Genomic DNA, 15,219 nt, shown 5'->3' with positions numbered 1-15,219 from the left:
ATGGTCCGCGCGCTTTTTCCGGGGCGGGGACAAGCTTATACTGCGCATATCGTCCCGGTCAGGCTCTCCCGAATCCGCGAGGTCGTATCCGGCACATGGCGCAAGACGACAGCAGCAATGGTCCTGGCGAGCGCAAGCCGAACGCGGCGGGCGACGCGGATTTGTTGCGCCGGCTGGGCTCGCTCGACAGCAAGCTTCGCGATGTCGAGGCCCGCAAGGGCACCGTCCACAATGCGGATAAGCAAAAGCCCCAAATGTCCGGGATCGGCCAGGCCTTCCGGCTATCCACGGAATTCATAGCCGGCATCATCGTGGGCGGCGGAGCCGGCTGGGCGCTGGATCGCTGGGCCGGAACGCGGCCCTGGGGCATGATCGTGCTGCTGCTTTTGGGCACATGCGCGGGTTTTTTCAATGTCGCGCGTGCGGCGGGGTTGATGAAATCCCGCACTGACGATAAGTCGGGCGCCAAGTAGCGACCCGCGCCTCGCCGAGGCCGGGTGAAACAGCGGAGCTGAAGGCGGAAGATGGCCAGTCCGATCGAACAATTCGAGATCAAGCCGCTCATCAAGCTCGGCACGATCGGCAAGAGCGAGATCGCCTTCACCAATTCCGCGCTGTTCATGATGATCGCGGTCGGGCTGATCATCCTGCTCTTCGTCTATGGCACGCGCAGCCGCTCCCTCATCCCCGGGCGAATCCAGTCGCTGGCAGAGATGGGCTACGAATTTGTCGCGAATACGGTGAGAGATTCAGCCGGCCATGACGGGATGAAATTCCTGCCGCTGGTCTTCTCGCTGTTCATGTTCGTGCTGTTCTGCAACCTGCTCGGCATGGTGCCGGGCGCGTTCACCGTGACGAGCCACCTGATCGTCACCGCCGCGCTCGCCGCGCTGGTGATCTTCACCGTCATCATCTACGGCATCTACAAGCACGGCGCCCATTTCTTCGGCCTGTTCGTGCCGTCGGGTGTGCATCCGCTGATGCTGATCATCCTGGTGCCGATCGAGATCATCTCCTTCGTGTCGCGCCCGATCAGCCTGTCGGTCCGTCTCTTCGCCAACATGCTCGCCGGCCATATCGCGCTGAAGATTTTCGCCGGCTTCATCGCCACGCTGCTCTTCGCCGGCGGCTGGGCCATCCTTTCGCCGCTGCCCCTGGCTCTGACGATCGCGCTGACCGCGCTCGAATTCCTCGTCGCCGTGCTGCAGGCCTATGTCTTCGCCGTGTTGACCTGCATCTATCTGCACGACGCCCTGCATCCCGGCCACTGAGACCAGCGGCCAGGTAGTATCCCCTTCACCCTTCCAACCAAGCCAAACCTCTCAAGGAGTTTTCCCATGGATCCGATCGCTGCCAAGTACATCGGCGCTGGTCTCGCCTGCCTTGGCATGGCCGGCGCGGGCATCGGCCTCGGCAACCTGTTCGGCCAGTTCCTCTCGGGCGCCCTGCGCAACCCGTCGGCGGCCGAAGGCCAGCGCGGCACGCTGCTGCTCGGCTTCGCCCTGACGGAAGCGCTCGGCATCTTCTCGCTGCTGATCGCGCTGCTGCTGCTCTTCGCCGTCTGATACGGTTATAAAGAGTCCATTCCCGAAACTGCGCTGCGGCCCATTCTGACGGGCTCGCAGCGCCGGATGAGGTTCAGCGATGGCTTCGACGCCAGCCACGACCACGACCGGCACCGTCGCCCATGGCGGTGAAGCTCATGGCGGCGCCTTCCCGCCGTTCCAGAGCGAGACCTTCGCGTCCCAGCTGATCTGGCTGGCGATCACCTTCGGCGTCCTCTACTACCTCGCCGCCAAGATCATCGTGCCGCGGCTTGGCGCGATCCTGGCCGACCGCGCCTCGCGCATCGGCGGTGATCTGAACGAGGCCGCCGCCATGAAGGCGAAGGCCGAGGAGGCCGTCGCGGCCTATGAGAAGTCCCTTGCCGAGGCCCGGGCGAAGTCCCAGGCGATCGCGCAGGAAGCGCGTGACGCCGTCAACGCCAAGAGCGACGCCCGCCGCAAGGCGGTCGAGGCCGATCTCTCGGCCAAGCTCGTCGATGCCGAGCGCAAGATCGTGGCGATGAAGACCAGCGCCATGGGCAATGTCTCGGCCATCGCCGCCGACGCTGCCGCGTCGATCGTGGCCAAGCTCACCGGCGCCGCGCCGTCTCCGGCCGCCGTCGAGGACGCGGTCAAGACCAGCATCGAGGGCTGAGCATGTTCAGTGTGACCAACCCCGAATTCTGGGTGATGATCGCTACGGCGATCTTCGTCGGCATCGCGATCTATATGGGCGCCGCCAAGGCAGTCACCGGCGCCCTCGACAAGCGCGGCGAGCTGATCGCGGCGGAACTCGCCGAGGCCCGTCGCCTGCGCGAGGAGGCTGCCGCCATCCTGGCCGCCTATGAGGCCAAGCGGAAGGCTGCCGAGGCCGAGGCCGAGACGATCGTCAACGCCGCCCGCGAGGAAGCCGAGCGCACTGCGCGCGATTCCGAGGCCAAGCTGGCCGATTTCGTCGCCCGCCGCACCAAGTCGGCGGAAGACAAGATCGCCCAGGCCGAGGTTCAGGCCGAAGCCGAGGTCCGCGCCGCGGCCGCCGAGGCCGCGACCCGCGCTGCCGAGACGATCCTGCGCGGCCAGATGTCGGGCAAGGCCGGCGAGACGCTGTTCGCCGAGGGCCTCAACGAGGTCAAGAACAAGCTGAACTGAGCCTCAACCAGGCTTGATCAGAATGACGCCGCGGTCCCCAGGATCGCGGCGTTTTCATTTGCGCGATCGCTCCGCACCAGGCGCGCCTGCACGAAATCGATGAAGGCGCGGATCTTGGCCGCAGGCAGGTGGCCGGATGGATAGAGCGCATAAAGCGGGAAGCTGTCACCGAGCCAATCGCCCAGCAGCTCGACCAGCGCACCCTGCTCGATGAGGGGCTGCACGCCGATTGCCTTCACCCGGGCGATGCCGACACCCTGTAGGCAGGCGCCGAGCATCGTGCCGAACTCGGCCACCATCAGCCGCCCCTTCGTCCGGACCTGGACCGTCTCGTTGCCCCGGCGGAACTGCCAGTCCTCGATCGGCTGGCCTGTCAGGGAATCGCGAACGAGGATGCAGGAATGCCCGGCGAGCTCGGCCGGGGTCGTCGGGGCCCCGTGCGCCTCGATATAGGCGGGCGAGGCAACCGTGACCGTACGCGTCTCCAGGAGCTTGCGGCCGACCAGGGACGAGACCGGCGGCGTGCCGAAACGCATGGCGATATCGAAGCCCTCCCCCACCAGATCCCCGAGCTGATCGCGCGCGACCAGTTCCAGCGACAGATCGGGATAGAGCGCCAGGAACTCGGCGACATGCGGCGTGAACAGCAGCCGCGAAAAGAACGCGTCGACATTGACCCGCAGCCGGCCGCGCACCGCGACCGAGGAGCCGGAGGTGATCGTCACCGCGTCCTCGATCCCGCTCAGCAAGGGCGCGACCTCGGAATAGAGCCGGCGCCCCTCGTCGGTCAGCGCCACCGCCCGCGTCGTCCTGTCCAGCAGCCGCACGCCGACCCGCGCCTCGAGGCGCGAAACCGCCCGGCTCACGCCCGAGCGGGACAGTCCGAGCGCATCGGCCGCGCGGGCAAAGCTGCCGCCTTCGACGACCGCAGCCAGGACGCCGACATTGGAGACTACCCGTCCATCGAAGGCCATCGCCCGCTCCGGTGACTCTGGATCACCAATCCTATGATCTAATCGCACTCACGGCAATAATGGCCGCCCGCTATACAGGCGGCACGCCTCGCCGCCGAAAGCGGCCAGCCGACCATCGAAACAACCCGCTGCTGGCAGGTCAGCCGTGGAGCAACGCGCTCCGGGCTGGCTGATCCATGCCCGATGCGGCCGAAAGGAGAGCGATCATGTACGCCATCACGGGCATCACCGGCAAAGTGGGCGGCGAGCTCGCCCGCAGCCTGCTCGCCGCCGGAAAGTCGGTCCGCGCCATCGTGCGCGACGCTGCCAAGGGCGGGGACTGGGCGGCGCTGGGCTGCGAGGTCGCCCTTGCCGAGATGGAGGATGCAGCGGCTCTGACGGCCGCTTTGGCCGGCGCGACCGCCGTGTTCATCCTGCCGCCGCCGGAATTCGACCCGGAACCCGGCTATCCCGAGGCGCGCGCAGCGATCGACAGCGTGGTTACGGCGCTCAAGGCGGCCAGGCCGGCCAAGGTGCTCTGCCTGTCGACCATCGGAGCCGATGCCGTCCAGGACAACCTGCTGTCCCAGCGCGCGCTGATGGAAGCCGCGCTTCGCGAGCTATCAATGCCGCTGACGCTCCTCCGGCCGGCCTGGTTCATCGACAACGCCGCCTGGGACGTGGCCTCGGCGCGCGAGACAGGCCTGATCCAGAGCTTCCTGCTGCCGCTGGACAAGGGCTTCCCGATGGTCGCGGCGTGCGATGTCGGACAGGCCGCGGCGAAACTCATCCAGGAAGACTGGAGCGGCATTCGTGTCGTCGAGCTGGAGGGCCCTGCCCGCGTCTCGCCTGACGATCTCGCGGCGGCCTTCAGCAGCGCGCTGGGGCGGGCGGTGCGCGCCGTCCCGGTGCCGCGCGAAAGCTGGGAGGCGCTGTTCCGCTCGCAGGGCATGAAGAACCCGCAGCCCCGCATCCGGATGCTCGACGGCTTCAACGAGGGCTGGATCGACTTCCCGGATGGCAAGGCCATCAAGGGGCAGACCGGCACGGCTGACGTGATCGCGGAGCTGGTTGCCGGCGTGAATGCCTAGAGCATTTCCGCGTTTCTTCGAATCGCGAAAATACTCTAGGCTTTTGTTTTATCGCATTTTCTTCACGCGAACCGGTAGCCACTTCGCTCGAAAATGCTCTAGTTCGCCGCCGTCGCGGTCACGGCCGGGCGCGGCACGGGCCTCGGCTCGACCTTCGCGGCCGGCATCACCACCGGCTCGGCAGCCGCAGCCTTCGGCTTCGGCTTGCGCGGCTGGATGGTGGAGGTGACGATGCCCTGCGGCGTGTCGAGCCCGTAAATATCCTCACGGAACTGGACGAGCCCATCGGCGCCCTGCCAGCCCGTGAGATAGACCCAGGCGACCGGCACCGTCTTCTTCAGCTTGATGTCCTTGCGCTCGTTCTTGGCGATCTCGGCCTCGAGCGCCGGCAGCGTCCACTCCGTGCCCTCGAGCAGCCAGGCGGCGAGATCGCGCACGCCCTCGATACGGGCGCAGCCGGAGGAGTTGAAGCGGACATCGTTGCGGAACAGCGTCTTCTTCGGCGTGTCGTGCATATAGACCGCCTCGGTATTGGGCATGTCGATCTTGAGCTGGCCGAGCGAGTTCGTCGCGCCGGGCTCCTGCCGCACATAGAAATAGGGGTTGGTCAGGCTCGCCCATTTCACCGTGGCGGGATCGATCTCCTTGTTCTCGGCGCCGAGCAGCTTCATGTTCGACTTGGCGATGAAGTCCGGCTCCTTGCGCATATGCGGGATGATGTCGGCCTTCACGATCGACATCGGCACCGTCCAGTACGGGTTGAGGTTGACCGAGGTGATATTGGCCTGGAGCACCGGCGAGGGCCGGTCCGGCCGGCCGACCACGGCAAGATGCTTGCGCTGGACGACGCCGTTCTCGACGGCCTCGACGCTGGCGCCGGGAATATTCACGACGACATAGCGCTCGGCGAAATTGAAGCCATTGCCCTTCAGCCGCTCCAGCGTCGCGGTGAGCTGGTTGAGCCGGACCTCGACCGGAACGTTCATGGCCTTCAGCGTCAGGCGGCCGACGGTGCCGAGCTCGGACAGCCCGTGGCGCGCCTGGAAGCGCTTCACGGCCGCGACCAGCGCTTCGTCATAGACCTCGCCCGGCAGCGACGCCGGCGACAGGTCGCCGCTCTGCATCAGCCGCTGCTTGAGGATGGCGACGTCGGGTCCCTGCGAATCGGGCTTCAGCGCGGTGACGCTGCCCGGCACTTTCGGCCAGCCGCCGCGGCTGGCGATATCCTCGTGCGCGATCAGCGCCTCGAGCGTGCGGTCATAGGTATTGGGGCCGTAGCTCGGCTCCTGCGCCCACGCGCCGCCCGCCATCAGCACGAACATGATGGCGGCTGTGGCAGAGCGCGGAAAACGGGTACGCGACATGCAACTGATCCCGAGGCGCGAGATAGCGCCACGAGAACATTCCGCGCACAGAGTCAAGGAAGGCTTAAGGCGACGCGGAAAAGTGCTAACGCTTCCCCGTCGCCTTGAAAGCCTATTCCGCGGCCTTGGCCACCGGCTGCGGTTTTTCCCATTTCAGCACCGGCTGGCGGGCCGCGCGCGTCTCGTCGAGGCGGCGGATCGGAGCGTGGTGCGGGGCGGCCGTGAAGCGCGTCTTGTCATTGCCCTTCGCCGCGATCGCGAGATCGCGCAGCGTGGCGATGAAGAGATCGAGCGAAGCCTTCGATTCCGACTCGGTCGGCTCGATCAGCATGGCGCCGTGGACGACGAGCGGGAAATAGACCGTCATCGGATGGTAGCCCTCGTCGATCATCGCCTTGGCGAAGTCGAGCGTCGAGACCCCCGTGCCCTTGAGCCACTCGTCGTCGAACAAGGCCTCGTGCATCGAGGGATGGTCCGGGAAGGGCAGCGACATCAGGTCGGCGAGGCCGGCGCGGATGTAGTTGGCATTGAGCACGGCGTCTTCCGAGGCCTGCTTCATGCCGTCGGAGCCGTGGCTCAGCATATAGGCGAGCGCACGGACATACATGCCCATCTGGCCGTGGAAGGCGGTCATGCGGCCGAACGGGTCGTTGCCCTCCGGCGCCTCGGCCTTGTGCTCGACGAGACGGGACTTGCCGTTCTCGACATGGATGAAGGGCACGGGCGCGAAGGGCGCCAGCCGCTCGGAGAGCACGACCGGGCCGGCGCCGGGGCCGCCACCGCCATGCGGAGTCGAGAAGGTCTTGTGCAGGTTGATATGCATGGCGTCGACGCCGAGATCGCCCGGGCGGGCCTTGCCGACGATCGCGTTGAAATTGGCGCCGTCGCAGTAGAAATAGGCGCCGGCCTCGTGCATCGCCGCGGCGATCTCGACGATCTGCGGCTCGAAGATGCCGCAGGTATTCGGGTTGGTCAGCATGATCGCCGCGACCTCGGGGCCGAGCAGCGCCTTGACGTCCTCGACCGCGACCGTGCCGTCGGGCCGGGCCGGGACCGCCTTCACGCTGAAGCCGATCAGCGCCGCCGTCGCCGGGTTGGTGCCATGGGCCGATTCAGGCACGAGCACGACATTGCGGGTCGCGGCCTCGCCCTTGGCTTCGATGGCGGCCTTGATCGCCATCATGCCGCAGGCCTCGCCATGGGCGCCGGCCTTGGGGCTGAGCGCCACGGCCGGCATGCCGGTTAGCGTCATCAGGTAGCGGGCGAGCTCGAGCATGACATCGAGCGCGCCGGGCACGGTCGAGAGCGGCTGGAGCGGATGCACGTCGGAGAAGCCCGGCAGGCGCGCCATCTTCTCGTTGAGGCGAGCATTGTGCTTCATCGTGCAGGAGCCGAGCGGGAAGAGCCCGGTATCGATGCCGTAATTCTTCTGGCTCAGGCGCACGTAATGGCGCATCGCCTCCGGCTCGGAGAGGCCGGGCAGGCCGATCTCGCCCTTGCGCGCATGCTTGCCGAGGCGACTCTTGAACGGGGCCGGCTTGTCGATATCGACGCCGGTCGTCTCATGATGACCGATCTCGAAGATCAGCGGCTCGATCTGCTGGAGCGCGCGGTTGCCGGTGAAGGTCTCGTGGCGCTCGGCGGCGGCGTCGCCGGCCTGGGTGGGACGTCCCTGACGGTTCAGCATCACAGCACCTCCGCGAGCGCCTTGACGAAGGCCGCCCGGTCATCATCCGTGTTGATCTCGGTATTGGCGACGATCAGGAGATCGTCGAGCCCGGCGCCTGGCATCAGGCGCGAGGCCGGCACGCCGGCGAGGACGCCCTTCTCGGCGAGCGCCTCGACCACCGCAGCAGCCGGTTTCGGCAGCTTGATGGTGAACTCGTTGAAGAAGCTCTCGTTGAGGATTTCGACGCCCTTCACGCCGGCGAGCGCATCGGCGAGTTGGACCGCGTTGGCGTGGTTGACCTCGGCGAGGCGGGAGAGCCCCGCCTGGCCGAGCAGCGTCATGTGGATGGTGAAGGCCAGCACGCAGAGGCCGGAATTGGTGCAGATGTTCGACGTCGCCTTGTCGCGGCGGATATGCTGCTCGCGGGTCGAGAGCGTCAGCACGAAGCCGCGCTGGCCGTCGGCATCGACCGTCTCGCCGCAGAGCCGGCCCGGCATCTGGCGGACATATTTCGACTTGGCGGCGAAGAGCCCGACATAGGGGCCGCCGAAATTCAGCGCGTTGCCGATCGACTGGCCCTCGCCGACGACGATATCGGCGCCCTGCGCTCCGGGCGGCGTCACCGCGCCGAGCGAGACGACCTCGGTGAAGACCGCGATCAGAAGCGCGCCATGGGCATGGGCCTTCTCGGCGATCGGCGCGAGATCGCGCAGGTTGCCGAAGACGTCGGGCGACTGGACGACGACGCAGGACACGCTGTCGTCGATCTGCGCAAGGATGTCCTCGCTGGCCTTGACGTCGGCGGGCAAGGCCACGACCTCGTCATTGGCCATTTCCGAGAGGGTCTCGACGACCTGGGTGTAATGCGGGTGCAGGCCGCCGGAGAGCACGGCCTTACGGCGCCGGGTGACGCGATGCGCCATCAGCACCGCCTCGGCCGTGCCGGTCGAGCCGTCATACATCGAGGCGTTGGCGACCTCCATGCCGGTCAGCGCCGACACCTGGGTCTGGAACTCGAAGAGATATTGCAGCGTGCCCTGCGCGATCTCGGGCTGGTAGGGCGTGTAGCTGGTCAGGAATTCCGAGCGCTGGATCAGGTGATCGACCGTCGCCGGGACATGGTGCTTATAGGCGCCGGCGCCGACGAAGAACGGCACCGAGGTGGCCGCGACGTTCTTCGCCGCCATGCGGCCCATGATGCGCTCGACCTCGAGCTCGCCCTTGGCGCGCGGCAGGTCGAGCGGCTCGGTCAGCAGCTTGCCGGCGGGGACGTCGCTGAACAGCTCGTCGACGCCGGAGACGCCGATGCGCGCGAGCATATCCTCGCGGTCGGTGTCGGTCAGGGGCAAATAGCGCATCGGATTTCCTTGAATGGCGTCATGCCCGGGGCCTGGCCCGAGCATCGCGTGAACCAGCGTCTTCGTCGTCTCAGAGCGACTTCACGTAATCCTGGTACTCGGCCTCGCTCATCAGGCCGTCGAGCTCGGCGGCATCCGTGAGCTTGATCTTGAGGAACCAGCCCTTGCCGGCCGGATCCTCGTTGACGGTGCCGGGCGCCGCCTCGAGCTCGTTATTGACGGCGACGACCTCGCCCGAGACCGGGGCATAGACCTCGGAGGCCGCCTTGACGCTCTCGACCACCGCGGCCTCGCCGCCCTTGCTCAGAGCCTTGCCGATCGACGGCAGCTCGACGAAGACGACGTCGCCGAGCTGGCCCTGGGCGTAGTCGGAGATGCCGACCGTGCCGGTATCGCCTTCGATGCGGATGTACTCGTGGTCCTTGGTGTAACGGGTCTCGGACATGGTCTCTCTCCGGAAGGGAAGGATAAGGGATCAGCGCTTGTAGCGATTGGGCACGAACGGCATCGGCGCGACGGTCGCCGGCAGCGGCTTGCCGCGCACGATCAGGTCAAGCTTCGTGCCCGGCGTGGAATGGGCCTTGGCGACATAGCCCATGGCGCAAGGGGCATTCAGCGTGGGGCCGAAGCCGCCGGAGGTGACCTTGCCGACAATCTCGCCTTCGGGCGTCGCGATCTCGGCGCCCTCGCGGGCCGGAGCGCGGCCCTCCGGCAGCAGGCCGACACGGACGCGGGAGACGCCGTCGGTGAGCTCGCGCTGGATGCGGGCGGCTCCGGGGAAACCGCCCTCCTCCCGCCGGCGCTTCTGGATCGACCAGGTCAGCGCCGCCTCGACCGGCGAGGTCGTGGTGTCGATATCGTGGCCGTAGAGGCACAAGCCCGCCTCCAGCCGCAGCGAATCGCGGGCGCCGAGGCCGATCGGCTTGACCCGGGAATCGAGCAGCAGCGCGTCCCAGATCTCGCCGATCCTGGACGCGGCGGCCGAAATCTCGTAGCCGTCCTCGCCGGTATAGCCGGAGCGGCTGAGATTGGCCTTCACGCCACCGACCTTCATGGTGCGCGCGGTCATGAAACCCATCTCGGCGGCTTCGGGCGCGAGAACGGCGAGCGCCTCGGCCGCGGCCGGGCCCTGAAGGGCGATGAGGCCGCGATGCTCGGCCTTGATCAGCTTCACATTGGCCGGCAGCCGCGCCTCGATATGGGCGTAGTCGGCAATCTTGCAGGCGGCGTTGACGACGAGCAGGAGCGCGCCGTCTTCCTCGGGATCGAGCGAGCGCGTCACCATCAGGTCGTCGAGGATACCGCCCTCCTCGTCGAGAAGCTGCGAATAGCGCTGCTTGCCTGGCGCGAGGTTGACGATGTCGGCGGGAATCAATGCCTCGAGCGCACGCGCCGTGGTCTCGTGATCGGAGCCGATCAGGAAGGCCTGGCCCATATGCGAGACGTCAAAGAGCCCGGCCTTCTCGCGCGTCCAGTTATGCTCGGTCAGGATGCCGCTCGGATATTGCACCGGCATGTCGTAGCCGGCGAAGGGCACCATGCGGGCGCCGAGCGCGACGTGACGGGAATGTAGCGGGGTCTTCAGCAGCGCTTCCGCGCTTGCGGCATCAGCTTCGGCTGCCTCGGCTGCCATGGTATCCCCTTCCAGAATCGAGCGCAGACCCCGGACGACGATCGTCCGGAGCGCGCCCCCTCTGTCTCGGGACCTGAGAGATTTCCCCACCCGGCCGAAGCCAGGCGGGTTACACCCGTCGGTGGGCGAGCCTTATGAGCCCGCCGCTTTCCAGAGCGCCAATTCCCACGCGGTCCTTTTGCCTGAGCGTTTCCGGGGCGGTTGCGCCTTCGGCGCCGGGCCCGGACAAGTCCGGCCCCGGTCTCTCCCGCGGGGATGATGCGGCTGTGAGCACAGATACAAGAGACGGGAGCCCAGTCAACCGGGCTGCCGCCTTAGTTCACGGCAATCGCCGCTCGTTTTGCGCCAGCGCTGACGCGCCAGCGCCGAACCATCAGCGCCGGCGCGAGCGCGCGGGCGTCGCGGCGCCGCCCTGCCCGAGGCCGACGATGATCTCGACATCGCCACGCCCCGGTGGCACGACGATGTCGTCCTCGACATGGGTGAAGTCAGTACCGCCCTGGCCGGCCGCGAGCGTGCCGCCGACGCGGCCCGAGCGCCGGGCGACGACGGTGTCGCCGCGCAGGACCTGGGTGTTGAGCGTCGCCGAATAGGCGCCGGCGCCGCCGGCCGGGCCGAGCAGGACGCGGCCCTCGACGCCGACCTTGAGACGGAAGCCGCCGCCGGGGCCGGTCGGCGTGCATTCGCGCGCGACATTGAGGATCGAGATCTGGTGACGCAGGCTCGCGCTATCGGTACCGGACTGGGCGCGGATCGCGGCGCCGCCATCGGCGACGATCACCTGTGGGCAGACGAAATCCTGATCCTGATCGTCATCCTTCGGCAATTGGTCGGGCGCCGGAGCCGAGGTCGACTGGAACATCAGGACGTTCATCGTCCTCTGCAATCCGCTCGGCTCTCCGGAGGAGGAGCTCGAGGAACCACAACCGGCAAGGGCGAGGCAGAGCAAGGAAGCGGCCAGCAGGTAGGGCCGGCGGGTCGTCACGTCATTCACGGCAAGCTCTCCACGCCGGGACCGAAGCCGGACAGCGAGACGGGAATGCCTACGCCCTCTTCCGGGGTTTGGAATACGATGAATGTGGCGTTTTTGCCGCCCTTGAGCTGGTTCATCAGGGTGTCGTCCATCACCACCTCGGCGACGCAGCCGGTCGTCAGGCAGCGCACGAAGCCGGCGCGGCCGATATCCTTGTCGTCGATCTTGAGGCCGAGGCCCGAGGGCAGCAGCACCCCGAGCGGCGCGACCACGCGCAGGAGCCTGCTCTTCTGATCGGCCGTCTTCAGCACGATGACCAGCAAGGTGAGGTTCGGCCGGTCCTCGGCCGCGACATTCTGCACCAGCGCGCATTGCTCGGTCTTCGCACCGGGCGGCACCTCGCAGCGCAGCTGCCAGTCGCCATGGGTCGCCTTCACCGCGCCTTGCGCGAAGGCTCCGGAAGCCAGACAGGCGCCCGCGACCGCCAGCACAGCCGCGACGACTGGTCGGATGATCTTGCCCATCCCCGCGAATCCTCCAAACCGGCAATCAGCGCCGGACACATGCCCCCAAGCACGCCTGCGTTGGGACCATGCAGGCCTTGTCCTGTCAAGGCGATAGCCGCCTGTGGATACATTCGCGCGGGCGCAAGGCCTCGCGCGATTATGCCGCACGGCATGCGCGGAAGGCTCGCATTGCCCCTCTGGCGTTGGCGTGATCTTTGATTTATCGCAATGCCGAACAACGAGGCAGGCCGAAAGGCCGCGCCTCGTCGCGCGTGGCCGTCGGTTGAAGAAGGACGACGGTCACGACGGGTGTCACAGGAGCTATGTCGGACCGATGCGATTTCTGAGCAGGACCCTTGCAACCGTGGCCGCTGCGGCCCTTGCCGTCGGCGCGGCATCGCTCCTTCCCGAAAGCGCGTTTGCCGGAACCGGCATGCCGAGCGACTGGCAGATCAACCTGCAGGGCGCCGCGACCCCGGTCATGGAGTACATCCACTGGTTCCATGACTGGCTGAACGTCATCATCTTCATCATCTCGCTCTTCGTGCTGGGCCTGCTGATCTACGTGGCCTGGAAGTTCAACGAGAAGGCCAACCCGGTCCCCTCGAAGACCACGCATCACGCGCTGCTCGAAGTGGCCTGGACGGTGATCCCGGTCCTCATCCTCGTCGTCATCGCCATTCCCTCCTTCCGCCTGCTCAAGCTCCAGCTCGAGATCCCGCAGGCCGATCTCACCGTGAAGGTGACCGGCAAGCAGTGGTACTGGTCCTACGAGTACCCGCAGGATGGCGGCGCCGCCTTCGGCTTCGATTCGCTGATGCTCGACGAGAAGCAGCGCGCCGAGGCGATCTCGAGCAACAAGATCGCCGCCGCCGAGGCGCCGCGCCTGCTCGCCGTCGACAACGAGGCCGTGGTCCCGGTCGGCAAGATCGTGCGCATCCAGGTCACCGGCGCCGACGTGATCCACAAGTTCACCGTCCCGTCCTTCGGCATCAAGATCGACGCGATCCCGGGCCGCCTGAACGAGACCTGGTTCAAGGCCGAGCGCGAGGGCATCTACTATGGCCAGTGCTCGTTCATCTGCGGCCAGAACCACGCTTTCATGCCGATCGCGTTCCGTGTCGTGAGCGCCGAGCGCTACGCCGCCTGGCTCGCCGAATCGAAGCAGAAATTCGCCAATGCGGGCGATGCGACCAACAAGGTCGCCGCCTCGGCGCAGTGAACAGAACCCGACAGAACGAACTCTAGCGATTGATTTCGCACGAGGAGACGAAAGCTATGGCAACCGCGGCTCACGCTGACGCTCACGGGCACGACGACGCCCACGCCCACGACCATCCGACCGGGTGGCGTCGCTGGCTGCTGTCGACCAACCACAAGGATATCGGGACGCTCTACCTGGTGTTCTCGATCATGGCCGGCCTGGTCGGCGGCTTCCTCTCGATCATGATGCGCATCGAGCTGCAGCAGCCCGGCCTCCAGATCTTCGCCAACGGCCAGAGCTACAACGTCTTCGTCACCGGCCACGGCCTGATCATGATCTTCTTCATGGTCATGCCCGCCGTCATCGGCGGCTTCGGCAACTGGTTCGTGCCGCTGATGATCGGCGCGCCGGACATGGCCTTCCCGCGCATGAACAACATCTCGTTCTGGCTGACGGTGGCCGGCTTCGTGCTGCTGGTCATCTCGATGTTCGTCGAGGGTGCACCGGGCGCACATGGCGTCGGCACGGGCTGGACGATCTATCCGCCATTCTCGTCAGCGGGCCACCCGGGCCCCTCGGTCGATTTCGGTATCCTGTCGCTTCACCTCGCGGGCGCGGCCTCGATCCTGGGCGCGATCAACTTCATCACCACGATCCTGAACATGCGCGCGCCTGGCATGACCATGCACAAGATGCCGCTGTTCGCCTGGGGCGTGCTCGTCACCGCCTTCCTGCTGCTGCTGGCGCTGCCGGTCCTCGCCGGCGCGATCACCATGCTGCTGACCGACCGCAATTTCGGCACGACCTTCTATGATCCGGCCGGCGGCGGCGACCCGATCCTGTACCAGCACCTGTTCTGGTTCTTCGGCCACCCCGAAGTGTACATCATGATCCTGCCGGCCTTCGGCATCGTCAGCCACATCATCTCGACCTTCTCGAAGAAGCCGATCTTCGGCTATCTCGGCATGGCCTACGCCATGGTCGCGATCGGCGTCGTCGGCTTCATCGTGTGGGCGCACCACATGTACACCGCCGGTCTCTCGCTCAACACGCAGCGCTATTTCGTGTTCGCGACGATGGTCATCGCGGTGCCGACCGGCATCAAGATCTTCTCCTGGATCGCGACGATGTGGGGCGGCTCGATCCGCTTCACCGCGCCGATGCTCTGGGCCGTCGGCTTTATCTTCCTGTTCACGGTCGGTGGCGTCACCGGCGTCGTCCTCGCCAACGCGGGCGTCGATCGCTCGCTGCACGCGACCTATTACGTCGTGGCCCATTTCCACTACGTGCTGTCGCTCGGCGCCGTGTTCGGCATCTTCGCCGGCTTCTACTACTGGTTCCCGAAAATGTCGGGCTACATGATCCCGGACTGGATCGGCCGCCTGCATTTCTGGGTCGCGTTCATCGGCGCCAACCTGCTGTTCTTCCCGCAGCACTTCCTCGGCCTGGCCGGCATGCCGCGGCACTATGTCGACTACCCGGATGCCTTCCATCACTGGCACATGGTCTCGTCGATCGGCTCCTACATCTTCGCCTTCGGCCTGCTGATCTTCTTCTACGGCGTCTTCGTCGCCTTCACGAAGAAGGAGCTCGCCGGCGACAATCCGTGGGGCGAAGGCGCGACGACGCTGGAATGGACCCTGTCCTCGCCGCCGCCCTTCCACCAGTTCGAGACCCTGCCGCGCATCACCGGCTCGGACCACTGAGACAGATCTCCCGGCGGCGGGCTCCTCGCCCGCCGCCGCCTCTCTCCCGAGGGCCTCGCACGAGGCCTT

General features: G+C 66.6%; 16 protein-coding genes and 2 riboswitches. Of the genes, 8 read left to right on the top strand and 8 right to left on the bottom strand.

What is annotated here, in order from left to right; translation table 11 throughout:
• The first annotated feature begins 95 nt into the window (after positions 1-95).
• From EV560_RS32220 to EV560_RS32200, 5 genes are all read left to right on the top strand, one after another.
• On the top strand, positions 96-473 hold the full coding sequence (locus EV560_RS32220; protein WP_131859961.1) for an AtpZ/AtpI family protein: 378 nt from the start codon (positions 96-98) through the stop codon (positions 471-473).
• Positions 474-524: 51 nt separating this feature from the next.
• Positions 525-1,271 carry a F0F1 ATP synthase subunit A gene (locus EV560_RS32215; RefSeq protein ID WP_131859960.1) on the top strand — a complete coding sequence of 249 codons (747 nt, stop codon included), beginning with the start codon at positions 525-527 and terminating at the stop codon, positions 1,269-1,271.
• Between the two features lie 66 nt (positions 1,272-1,337).
• The gene (locus EV560_RS32210; protein WP_114830240.1) at positions 1,338-1,565 is read left to right on the top strand and encodes a F0F1 ATP synthase subunit C; all 228 of its coding nucleotides are present in this window, start codon (positions 1,338-1,340) and stop codon (positions 1,563-1,565) included.
• A 79-nt stretch (positions 1,566-1,644) separates the two neighbouring features.
• The gene (locus EV560_RS32205) at positions 1,645-2,199 is read left to right on the top strand and encodes a F0F1 ATP synthase subunit B (protein ID WP_131859959.1); all 555 of its coding nucleotides are present in this window, start codon (positions 1,645-1,647) and stop codon (positions 2,197-2,199) included.
• Between the two features lie 11 nt (positions 2,200-2,210).
• Positions 2,211-2,693: a F0F1 ATP synthase subunit B family protein gene (locus tag EV560_RS32200; RefSeq protein ID WP_207908174.1), complete on the top strand. Its 483-nt coding sequence runs from the start codon at positions 2,211-2,213 to the stop codon at positions 2,691-2,693.
• A gap of 17 nt (positions 2,694-2,710) precedes the next feature.
• On the opposite strand, the gene EV560_RS32195 is transcribed toward EV560_RS32200, so the two are convergent.
• Positions 2,711-3,667 (bottom strand): LysR family transcriptional regulator, encoded by a 957-nt coding sequence (locus EV560_RS32195; protein ID WP_131859957.1) that lies wholly within the window; start codon positions 3,665-3,667, stop codon positions 2,711-2,713.
• 206 nt (positions 3,668-3,873) lie between these two features.
• Between EV560_RS32195 and EV560_RS32190 the strand changes: the two genes are divergently transcribed.
• The gene (locus EV560_RS32190) at positions 3,874-4,737 is read left to right on the top strand and encodes an NAD(P)H-binding protein (protein WP_131859956.1); all 864 of its coding nucleotides are present in this window, start codon (positions 3,874-3,876) and stop codon (positions 4,735-4,737) included.
• 98 nt (positions 4,738-4,835) lie between these two features.
• Here the strand turns inward: EV560_RS32190 and EV560_RS32185 are convergent, their stop codons facing one another.
• From EV560_RS32185 to EV560_RS32155, 7 genes are all read right to left on the bottom strand, one after another.
• On the bottom strand, positions 4,836-6,101 hold the full coding sequence (locus EV560_RS32185; RefSeq protein ID WP_131859955.1) for a L,D-transpeptidase family protein: 1,266 nt from the start codon (positions 6,099-6,101) through the stop codon (positions 4,836-4,838).
• Positions 6,102-6,213: 112 nt separating this feature from the next.
• On the bottom strand, positions 6,214-7,788 hold the full coding sequence (gene gcvPB, locus EV560_RS32180) for an aminomethyl-transferring glycine dehydrogenase subunit GcvPB (protein ID WP_131859954.1): 1,575 nt from the start codon (positions 7,786-7,788) through the stop codon (positions 6,214-6,216).
• Positions 7,788-9,128 (bottom strand): aminomethyl-transferring glycine dehydrogenase subunit GcvPA, encoded by a 1,341-nt coding sequence (gene gcvPA, locus EV560_RS32175; RefSeq protein WP_131859953.1) that lies wholly within the window; start codon positions 9,126-9,128, stop codon positions 7,788-7,790. Before gcvPA ends, gcvPB begins: the two co-directional genes overlap by 1 nt.
• 70 nt (positions 9,129-9,198) lie before the next feature.
• Complete coding sequence (gcvH, locus tag EV560_RS32170) at positions 9,199-9,573, bottom strand: glycine cleavage system protein GcvH (protein ID WP_131859952.1); 375 nt, start codon at positions 9,571-9,573, stop codon at positions 9,199-9,201.
• A 30-nt stretch (positions 9,574-9,603) separates the two neighbouring features.
• Positions 9,604-10,761 carry a glycine cleavage system aminomethyltransferase GcvT gene (gene gcvT / locus EV560_RS32165; protein ID WP_131859951.1) on the bottom strand — a complete coding sequence of 386 codons (1,158 nt, stop codon included), beginning with the start codon at positions 10,759-10,761 and terminating at the stop codon, positions 9,604-9,606.
• A gap of 59 nt (positions 10,762-10,820) precedes the next feature.
• Positions 10,821-10,917, bottom strand: a riboswitch (glycine riboswitch).
• A gap of 4 nt (positions 10,918-10,921) precedes the next feature.
• Positions 10,922-11,021: riboswitch (glycine riboswitch) on the bottom strand.
• A 113-nt stretch (positions 11,022-11,134) separates the two neighbouring features.
• Entirely contained in the window at positions 11,135-11,755 is a 621-nt protein-coding gene (locus EV560_RS32160) for a hypothetical protein (RefSeq protein ID WP_131859950.1), read from the bottom strand.
• A complete protein-coding gene (locus EV560_RS32155; RefSeq protein ID WP_131859949.1) occupies positions 11,752-12,258 on the bottom strand; it encodes an invasion associated locus B family protein in 507 nt (168 codons plus the stop codon). Before EV560_RS32155 ends, EV560_RS32160 begins: the two co-directional genes overlap by 4 nt.
• A 316-nt stretch (positions 12,259-12,574) precedes the next feature.
• On the opposite strand from EV560_RS32155, the gene coxB reads away from it, so the two are divergent.
• Together coxB and ctaD are read left to right on the top strand one after the other, a co-directional pair.
• Positions 12,575-13,462: a cytochrome c oxidase subunit II gene (gene coxB, locus EV560_RS32150; RefSeq protein WP_131859948.1), complete on the top strand. Its 888-nt coding sequence runs from the start codon at positions 12,575-12,577 to the stop codon at positions 13,460-13,462.
• A 56-nt stretch (positions 13,463-13,518) separates the two neighbouring features.
• Positions 13,519-15,150: a cytochrome c oxidase subunit I gene (gene ctaD / locus EV560_RS32145; protein ID WP_131859947.1), complete on the top strand. Its 1,632-nt coding sequence runs from the start codon at positions 13,519-13,521 to the stop codon at positions 15,148-15,150.
• Positions 15,151-15,219 lie beyond the last annotated feature (69 nt).

Source organism: Allobosea sp. BK604 (genome assembly GCF_004341515.1).
Lineage (GTDB): Bacteria > Pseudomonadota > Alphaproteobacteria > Rhizobiales > Beijerinckiaceae > Allobosea.
Note: the sequence above shows the minus strand (reverse complement) of the source record. Positions and strands in the feature narration are given on the sequence as shown.